The organism is Actinobacillus ureae ATCC 25976, assembly GCF_000188255.1.
Classification (GTDB): Bacteria; Pseudomonadota; Gammaproteobacteria; order Enterobacterales; family Pasteurellaceae; genus Actinobacillus; species Actinobacillus ureae.
Map to the genome: position 1 here is coordinate 1,100,082 of NZ_GL831080.1, position 6,646 is coordinate 1,106,727.

A 6,646-nucleotide genomic window follows, 5' to 3' on the forward strand; every position below is an offset into this window, starting at 1 on the left:
GTGCTACAGCTTTTGTGTCGGCTTGTTTGGTTTTCTGAATACTGGTGTTTTTCGGCACTCTCGACCACAATCTTGCGTATTCGTGATGCGGACTGATACCGCCTTTCATTCGGGTATAAACTTTGTCATTTCCTACTAAAACCAAGCCGATATTTGCCTCTTCTTGCATAATTCGCAGTTCTTCGAGTGCTTCATACGGTAAGTGATCAGCTTCATCAATAATCAACAAACCTTCTGTGCTGTTAATTTTGCGCGCAATTAATCGAGAAAGCGTGCCTTTACGGCGTGGTGCGTCTGAAATGCCTAACTCAAGGGCAATCTCGTACAAAATTTCGCTTAGACTTGAACGGCTCGGACTTGCGGTAACTAGCCACACATTTGCACGACCTTTTTTAAACTCTTGAATCGCTTTCGTTTTACCCACACCCGACATTCCGTAAACTGTCGCCATACAGTTAGCGATTTGAGCAAACTCAAGCGTTTTAAAGATTTGGCGAGCGGTTGATGTTTCAATAAACGCAGGCGCTTCCACAAATTCACGAACCTTCACTTCTTTTTTCTTAAAGTAAGCGGTCAATTTTGCTTCTACTTTTACAATATCGCCTTGATAGTTACCGTTCAAGTAAGCGGATAATGCGCCTGCGTTAACCCCTGCTTCTTTTGCCAACTTTGCTTGGCTTGTATTGGTATCAGCAAGGTGCTGTTTGATTTTGTTAATTAATTCCATGTTTAAACTCCGTTTAAATGTTTAAATACTGTTTAAAGCTTTGTGATTACTTGCTTTTCATCGAAATCGCATTCATAAACGCTTGCTCAAATTCGCTAATATCTTCTTCCTCTTCTTCAACCACTTGTACTTTTCGTACCGTGTTGAAATCCACGATAAATTCTTCTTTAACTAGTACCTCTTTCACACGCTCTTCAATCGGCTCTGGCACTTCAACTTGCGGTTGCAAGCTCGCTAGTTCGTGAGCATTAAGAATATCCAGCGCTTTTGCTTGAGCTTATGCATTTTTAACAATTTGCTTATAAAGTCGGCTTTGTTCACGTGCTGCTTCTGTGTCACCGTAACCTTTTGCATCTCGACAAATCGCTTCTGCTAAGAAATTGCCGTTAATGTCATACACGTATGTGTTGCCGTGTAAGTTATCGGGATCAAATCGCACCACAACTTTCTTATCAGTAATGCCGATAAGTTGTTGCGCCCAGTAAACATTGGTTAAGCCATAGAGCTTGCCCGCCGCTTTTAATGTAAACTCGCCATTTTGTTTAATGCTGACGGTTTCCGCTTGTAAGAACAGTAAGCGCAGCTGTTCTGGACTTGCCTGTCTGATGTTTGTTGGGTGGTAATCTCGTTCCCAAACTTGGTCAAAACTCAATTCCCCACGACACATTTCAGTTTCACGTTTAAGCTGGCTGTTGTATTCTTCAATACCTGCTGCTAATGCTTGTAAGAACACGTCATGACCTACGCCAGCTTTACCGCCGTTATAGTTATCAGGTTTTTCCAATACGTTTTTACCCATATAAAACCCAGCTAATTCAGGGCGTTTATCTACTTTTTCTCCGATTCCCCCTTTACCAAAAGCACGTTCAATCGGTTTTGCTTGCCCGTGTCCTTCACCGTAGAGAATCGAGGTAAAATGCACGTCTATGCCTAAAATCGGCATAATCCCTTTCGGGTCGAGTTCATCGTGTTTAAAGCGGTAACGGTTAGCGATACCGCTTGTCATGGCTTTATTTGCTGCTGCCCGAGTGTTATCGAGCGTAATAGTATTCGGTATGCCGTAATTAAAAATTACGTCCATTAATGCGTGGTGAATGCTGTCGGTGTTTTCCGAAATACTAGTGCGGTAGCCCAAGATTTCTCGGGTTCGCACGTCTTGCCAAAACCATGTTTTGGGGCGGACGATTTCGCACGTATGCCATTTCACAAATACATTGTGTTGATAGCCGTCACCGTTAATCCATTCACCTGCTAGCAGGTCTTTAACTGTTCGTCTTAATGCCGGAACTAACTTCGCTACAGCATTTGCGCCTTTGCGTTTCAGAAGGATTACTTCATAAGGAATTTCTTCTACAACACGGCGTTGGAAGGTTTGGAAACTTGCAATTTTCCAGCCATAATGTTTCGCCATTGTTTCCGTTCTGCGGTAACAGGCTCGCATATCAGGTTCTTCTGGGCGGAGATAGTCCGCCAAGAACACATCCCACGCTTCTTGCTCAATAAAGGCTTTGCGGGTCGGCTTTTTCGCTTTGCCTGATTCCACAATGAGAACCGTTTGCCATTCGTGGATTAGATGCGCTTGCACTTTGTAATACTAATTTTTTAAAGAGCCAGCAGACACATTTTTAGCTTTCGCTGCTCCCTCAATAGCCTGCATTAAAGGGAATCCTTGGTCTAAAAAGGCTTTTAGTTGTAAACACGCTTCGGTTTTTGCTTTTGCCTTTTCTCTCGCTTTGTCGCTTGCTTCGTTAAACTTGCGAACAAGGTCTAAATTCAGTTTTGGTTGTGCCATTTCTGGCGGTTTTACTTCTGCCAATGCTGCCTGAAGGCGGAGGGCTCGTTGGGTTTCTAGAGAGAGGCTTGAAATATGATATTCAAGTCCCCCTCCCTTAACACCTTTTGCAGCACGAGCTTCCCAATTTTGTTTTTTTGCCTGTCGAGTTACGTTAGTAGCATGATTTGGTAATCCACCAATACCAACTAACTCTTTAGCTAAAAACCATTCTTTCATAGTTGCCTCGCTTAATATCTTGAAGGACAGATGTCTGCTGGTTTTAACCCCAAAGCATTAGCGATAATTTGTTCACCTTTGGGATAGGGCTTATCTAAAGCATTACGAACAGTTGTTTTTGCTAGCCGATTTTCCACGCCGAGCTGTGCAAAAGTTTTCCCTCGTTTCATCAATTCACCACGAATTTCATGGTTACTCATATCAATTCTTTTATTTCTCGCCATTTTGTGAGATCCTTAAAAATTAGTTTTTGAATCTAGCTAAATGATGTAAATCACTTAACTATGAATAAATATAATGCGTATTCTTTATGAAATCAATAAGTGATTAAGAAAGGATTTATAACTTTCTTTCTATTTTGGGATAATCATTTGATTTTATTAGGTATTTATTTTTAATCTTTTTTAAATCATTTTGATTAAGAAGGTGGATTTTATGAAATCAATTAAAGAGTGGTATTCCTCAAAGGATTTAGAAGGCTTAGAAGGACTTCCAACTAGAGCGACCAATATCACAAGAAAGGCTATAAAAGAAGGTTGGGAAAAAAGAGAGGCTCAAGGAATAAAAGGTGGTGGATTTGAATATCACTACACATCATTACCCAAAAGCGTGCAGTTGGCACTGGGTTTTGAACCAAGTATGAATTCATTAAAACAATCAAAGCCAATGCCTGTATTAGCCGTTGCACAAAGTGCAGATAGCTTAGAGCGTGTACCGTTTTATAATATTACAGCTTCAGTGGGCTTTACTGCGATTAGCGAGGGGACGTATGTGCCTGATGACTACATAGGGCTAAGCAAGCGCTGGCTTAACCTGAGAGGGTTTTATTTAAATCAGTTAGCATTTATTACGGCTTCAGGCGATTCAATGTATCCAACCATATCTGATGGGGATATGCTCTTAGTAAATCTTGGCGCAAAGCAACCAAAGGACGGAAAGATCTATGTATTACGTTCAGGCGAACAAATATGGGTCAAGCGAGTGCAAGGGATTATTAACGGTATTAGGCTGATTAGTGATAACAAAGAGATTTATAGCCCCATGGATGCGATTTTTAATGATTCACTGGATTTCGAAGTTATCGGGCAGGTTGTCTATATCGGGCATGATTTAATTTAAACGTTATTTAAAGCCTTTTAAATCTATAAGGCTTGTTTCGTTGTTTTAATGATTTATTTTGCTATTTCAGAAAAATTTTTCGCAATTCATTTTTTCTTCTTTTCTTTAGGAAAAAGAAAGGGGCTTTCATCACGAAGCCCCTATTTTCAATGGTTCACATCCCACTTGTTCCCGTTTTTTCGCCAATTCCCTATATTTCTTTATTTCTTTGTTTTATTGATTCTATACAACGGCAGTATGTTGAATTGGCTTGTTATTCAACATACTATTTCTTGTCTCTTTTATCTTCATTATATTACTTAGCGTTATTCAGTGATGACTATCTTAGAAAGCGTTTTATTTAACTTTTTAGCGAGTTCATATTGTTCTGTAACCGCATTTCAGATAGCATCTTGAGAAAGTACACTGTAATTTCCATGAGTTTCAAGGCGGATATTGTCTGCATTATCGTAGAGCTCTAGCCATAAGGAGCTATGATAAAACTGATTGAGTTGCTGCATGATCTGATAGGCTTCTTCCCACCGGCTGAGGCTTTTTTCTAATTCCGGTAAGAGTTTAACTAACTTACCATAGTTATCTTGCATTTGTTGAATATTCTGCTGCATACCTAGATTAATTTCCTACTATAGAATGAATGTTATGAAAGTAAAAAAGCTAAGCATATCGCTTAGCTTTTTTGTTAGACGTTTACTTAAAGATGATATCTTCTTTAGGATCAAATTTACTTGCGTCAATCACTTTATTTTCTTCAAAGTATTTTTTCAACATTTCTGCATCAATAAAACCGGTATTTACGTAGCTAGGATGTTTTTTCATTACTGGGTAACCATCACCACCAGCAGTTAGATAATCTGGAATAGATACTTTATATGTTTTATTCAGGTCAAACGGTTTTCCTGCAATTTTAATATTTGAGATCGCTTTCGCTGCACGATCTACCGTCATAGAAATGCCAGCAAATTGAGGATATGCGCCTGTATCAACTTCTTTTAATGCAACATTTGTTAAGAAATCTAATAACTCTGGGCCCTTAAGATCAATAGTAGAAATCATATTACCAAAAGGTTGAACTGTTAATAAAGTTTTATAAGTTACCTTACCTTCTTCAATAGAAGCACGTACACCTCCAGAGTTCACGATACCGATATCTGCTTTTACACGCTCTTTTTGTGATTGAGAAATTAAGCGTCCTAAGTTTGTTTGAACGAAGCGTACGTGTTCACGTTTACCGTCTAATAAGCCCTTCACTTCACCAACTTCAACGTTTAATAATTTATCACCTTCATCTTGATATTTTTTTAAGTGATCAAATAGCGCTTGATCCGGTTTGATTTCAGCTTGGTAAAGTTGGTATTCCTTTTTGCTATCTTCTTTTTTGATAGTTTTTTTCAGGTTAATTGGAATAAGTTCATATTTAACCAATGTGGTTTTGCCGTTTTTAAATTCAAAATCAGCACGCCCTACATATTTGCCCCATTCTCCGGCTTGCATAATCCAAGTACCATTTTGGAAATCAGGTTTACAGCTATCGCCTGGGGTATATTTCACTCTAAATTGCCCTTTTTCGTCAAAACATACGGTATCATGAGTATGGCCTCCGATAATGATATCAAATGCACCTTTATCTAGAGTTCTTGCCATAGTTACATCACCAGGTGCATTGCTGCCATGTTTACCATCTAAGTACCATCCCATATGGGTTAACGCAATGCGTACATCCGGTTTTTCGATTTTATTAATTTCAGTTAACGTCTTTTTAGCTGTGCTAATTGGGTCTTTAAAGATAACATTTTCTGTTACATCGGGATTACCTAATTTACCGGTATCTTCTGTGGTTAACCCGACAACAGCAACTTTTAATCCTTGCTTGTCTAGCATTACATAAGGTTTAGTCAGTTCTTTTTGAGTGCGTTTATTGATTACATTTGCAGATATAAGTGGGAAATTAGCCCATTTCTCTTGCATACTTAGTACCTGAAGCGGGAAATCAAATTCATGGTTACCTAATACCATCGCTTCATAACCAATTGCATTTAAACCTTCGTAATCAGGACGAGCATTTTGCATATCGGATTCAGGTACGCCGGTATTAATATCACCGGCATTTAAGATAATGGTTGAGCCACCTTTTGCCTCTACTTCCTTTTTAATGTTATCAATCAAAGCTTTTTGAGCAGCAAGGCCATATTCGCCTTTGTCATTGTGCCAGAAATGGCCGTGGATATCATTTGTATGTAGGAGGGTAAATGTGTAGGTTTTGTCTGCTTGGTATGCCATTGCAGAAGTTGCTGAAAGTAGTGCAACAGAGAGAAGAGTTTTGTTAAATTTCATAAGAACCTCAAATTTAGATTGATATGCAAAAAAATGGGCATTAGATAGATAGGAGAACCTATAAATCTATTGCCCATATGATTAAAAAATAAGAATAAGTAGCCACGTTATCGCAAATAGAACCATTGCCATAAATACGGCTGCGGAACCGATGTCTTTCGCTCGTCCTGATAATTCATGGAAGTCAGAACCGAAACTATCTACGACAGCTTCAACTGCGCTATTTAATAATTCGGTAATCAGCACTAAAAACACAGTACTTAGCAGTAAAAGTTTTTCAATGATATCATTGCCAAGTAGTAATGCAAGAGGGATTAAAATCGTTGCACACCAAATTTCTTGTCGAAATGCGGGTTCATTAATGTAGGCTGCTTTAAGCCCTTTCATTGAATAACCGGCAGCACGAATAATACGTTGAAAGTCTGCTTTATTTTCAGGTTTCATTTTATTTCTCAAAA

General features: G+C 38.8%; 9 protein-coding genes. 1 reads left to right on the forward strand and 8 read right to left on the reverse strand.

The features are described from left to right. From HMPREF0027_RS05200 to HMPREF0027_RS05210, 5 genes are all read right to left on the reverse strand, one after another. A partial coding sequence (locus tag HMPREF0027_RS05200) for an AAA family ATPase (protein WP_005622783.1) occupies positions 1-727 on the reverse strand: 727 nt, incomplete at its 3' end. Between the two features lie 46 nt (positions 728-773). Continuing rightward, entirely contained in the window at positions 774-956 is a 183-nt protein-coding gene (locus tag HMPREF0027_RS12550) for a hypothetical protein (RefSeq protein WP_005622785.1), read from the reverse strand. A gap of 48 nt (positions 957-1,004) precedes the next feature. Further along, positions 1,005-2,312: a transposase domain-containing protein gene (locus HMPREF0027_RS12555; protein ID WP_005622787.1), complete on the reverse strand. Its 1,308-nt coding sequence runs from the start codon at positions 2,310-2,312 to the stop codon at positions 1,005-1,007. Between the two features lie 9 nt (positions 2,313-2,321). Next, positions 2,322-2,738, reverse strand: coding sequence for a DNA-binding protein (locus tag HMPREF0027_RS12560; protein WP_005622788.1), 417 nt, complete (start codon positions 2,736-2,738; stop codon positions 2,322-2,324). 11 nt (positions 2,739-2,749) lie between these two features. Further along, the gene (locus HMPREF0027_RS05210) at positions 2,750-2,962 is read right to left on the reverse strand and encodes a helix-turn-helix domain-containing protein (protein ID WP_005622790.1); all 213 of its coding nucleotides are present in this window, start codon (positions 2,960-2,962) and stop codon (positions 2,750-2,752) included. A gap of 211 nt (positions 2,963-3,173) precedes the next feature. Here HMPREF0027_RS05210 and HMPREF0027_RS05215 point away from each other — a divergent pair, with 211 nt between their 5' ends. Beyond that, positions 3,174-3,857: a helix-turn-helix domain-containing protein gene (locus HMPREF0027_RS05215; protein ID WP_005622792.1), complete on the forward strand. Its 684-nt coding sequence runs from the start codon at positions 3,174-3,176 to the stop codon at positions 3,855-3,857. 380 nt (positions 3,858-4,237) lie between these two features. On the opposite strand, the gene HMPREF0027_RS05220 is transcribed toward HMPREF0027_RS05215, so the two are convergent. The 3 genes from HMPREF0027_RS05220 to HMPREF0027_RS05230 form a co-directional block, all read right to left on the reverse strand. Beyond that, positions 4,238-4,462, reverse strand: a complete 225-nt coding sequence (locus tag HMPREF0027_RS05220) for a DUF4298 domain-containing protein (protein ID WP_005622794.1) — start codon at positions 4,460-4,462, stop codon at positions 4,238-4,240. A gap of 82 nt (positions 4,463-4,544) precedes the next feature. Next, complete coding sequence (gene ushA, locus HMPREF0027_RS05225; protein WP_005622797.1) at positions 4,545-6,188, reverse strand: bifunctional UDP-sugar hydrolase/5'-nucleotidase UshA; 1,644 nt, start codon at positions 6,186-6,188, stop codon at positions 4,545-4,547. Between the two features lie 81 nt (positions 6,189-6,269). Next, positions 6,270-6,632, reverse strand: a complete 363-nt coding sequence (locus tag HMPREF0027_RS05230) for a diacylglycerol kinase (protein WP_044024295.1) — start codon at positions 6,630-6,632, stop codon at positions 6,270-6,272. Positions 6,633-6,646: the final 14 nt, after the last annotated feature.

Coding starts and splice junctions, on each gene's coding strand:
- HMPREF0027_RS12560 (WP_005622788.1), bottom strand. CDS start 2,738: ATGAAAGAATGGTTTTTAGCTAAAGAGTTAGTTGGTATTGGTGGATTA.
- HMPREF0027_RS05210 (WP_005622790.1), bottom strand. CDS start 2,962: ATGGCGAGAAATAAAAGAATTGATATGAGTAACCATGAAATTCGTGGT.
- HMPREF0027_RS05215 (WP_005622792.1), top strand. CDS start 3,174: ATGAAATCAATTAAAGAGTGGTATTCCTCAAAGGATTTAGAAGGCTTA.
- HMPREF0027_RS05220 (WP_005622794.1), bottom strand. CDS start 4,462: ATGCAGCAGAATATTCAACAAATGCAAGATAACTATGGTAAGTTAGTT.
- ushA (WP_005622797.1), bottom strand. CDS start 6,188: ATGAAATTTAACAAAACTCTTCTCTCTGTTGCACTACTTTCAGCAACT.
- HMPREF0027_RS05230 (WP_044024295.1), bottom strand. CDS start 6,632: ATGAAACCTGAAAATAAAGCAGACTTTCAACGTATTATTCGTGCTGCC.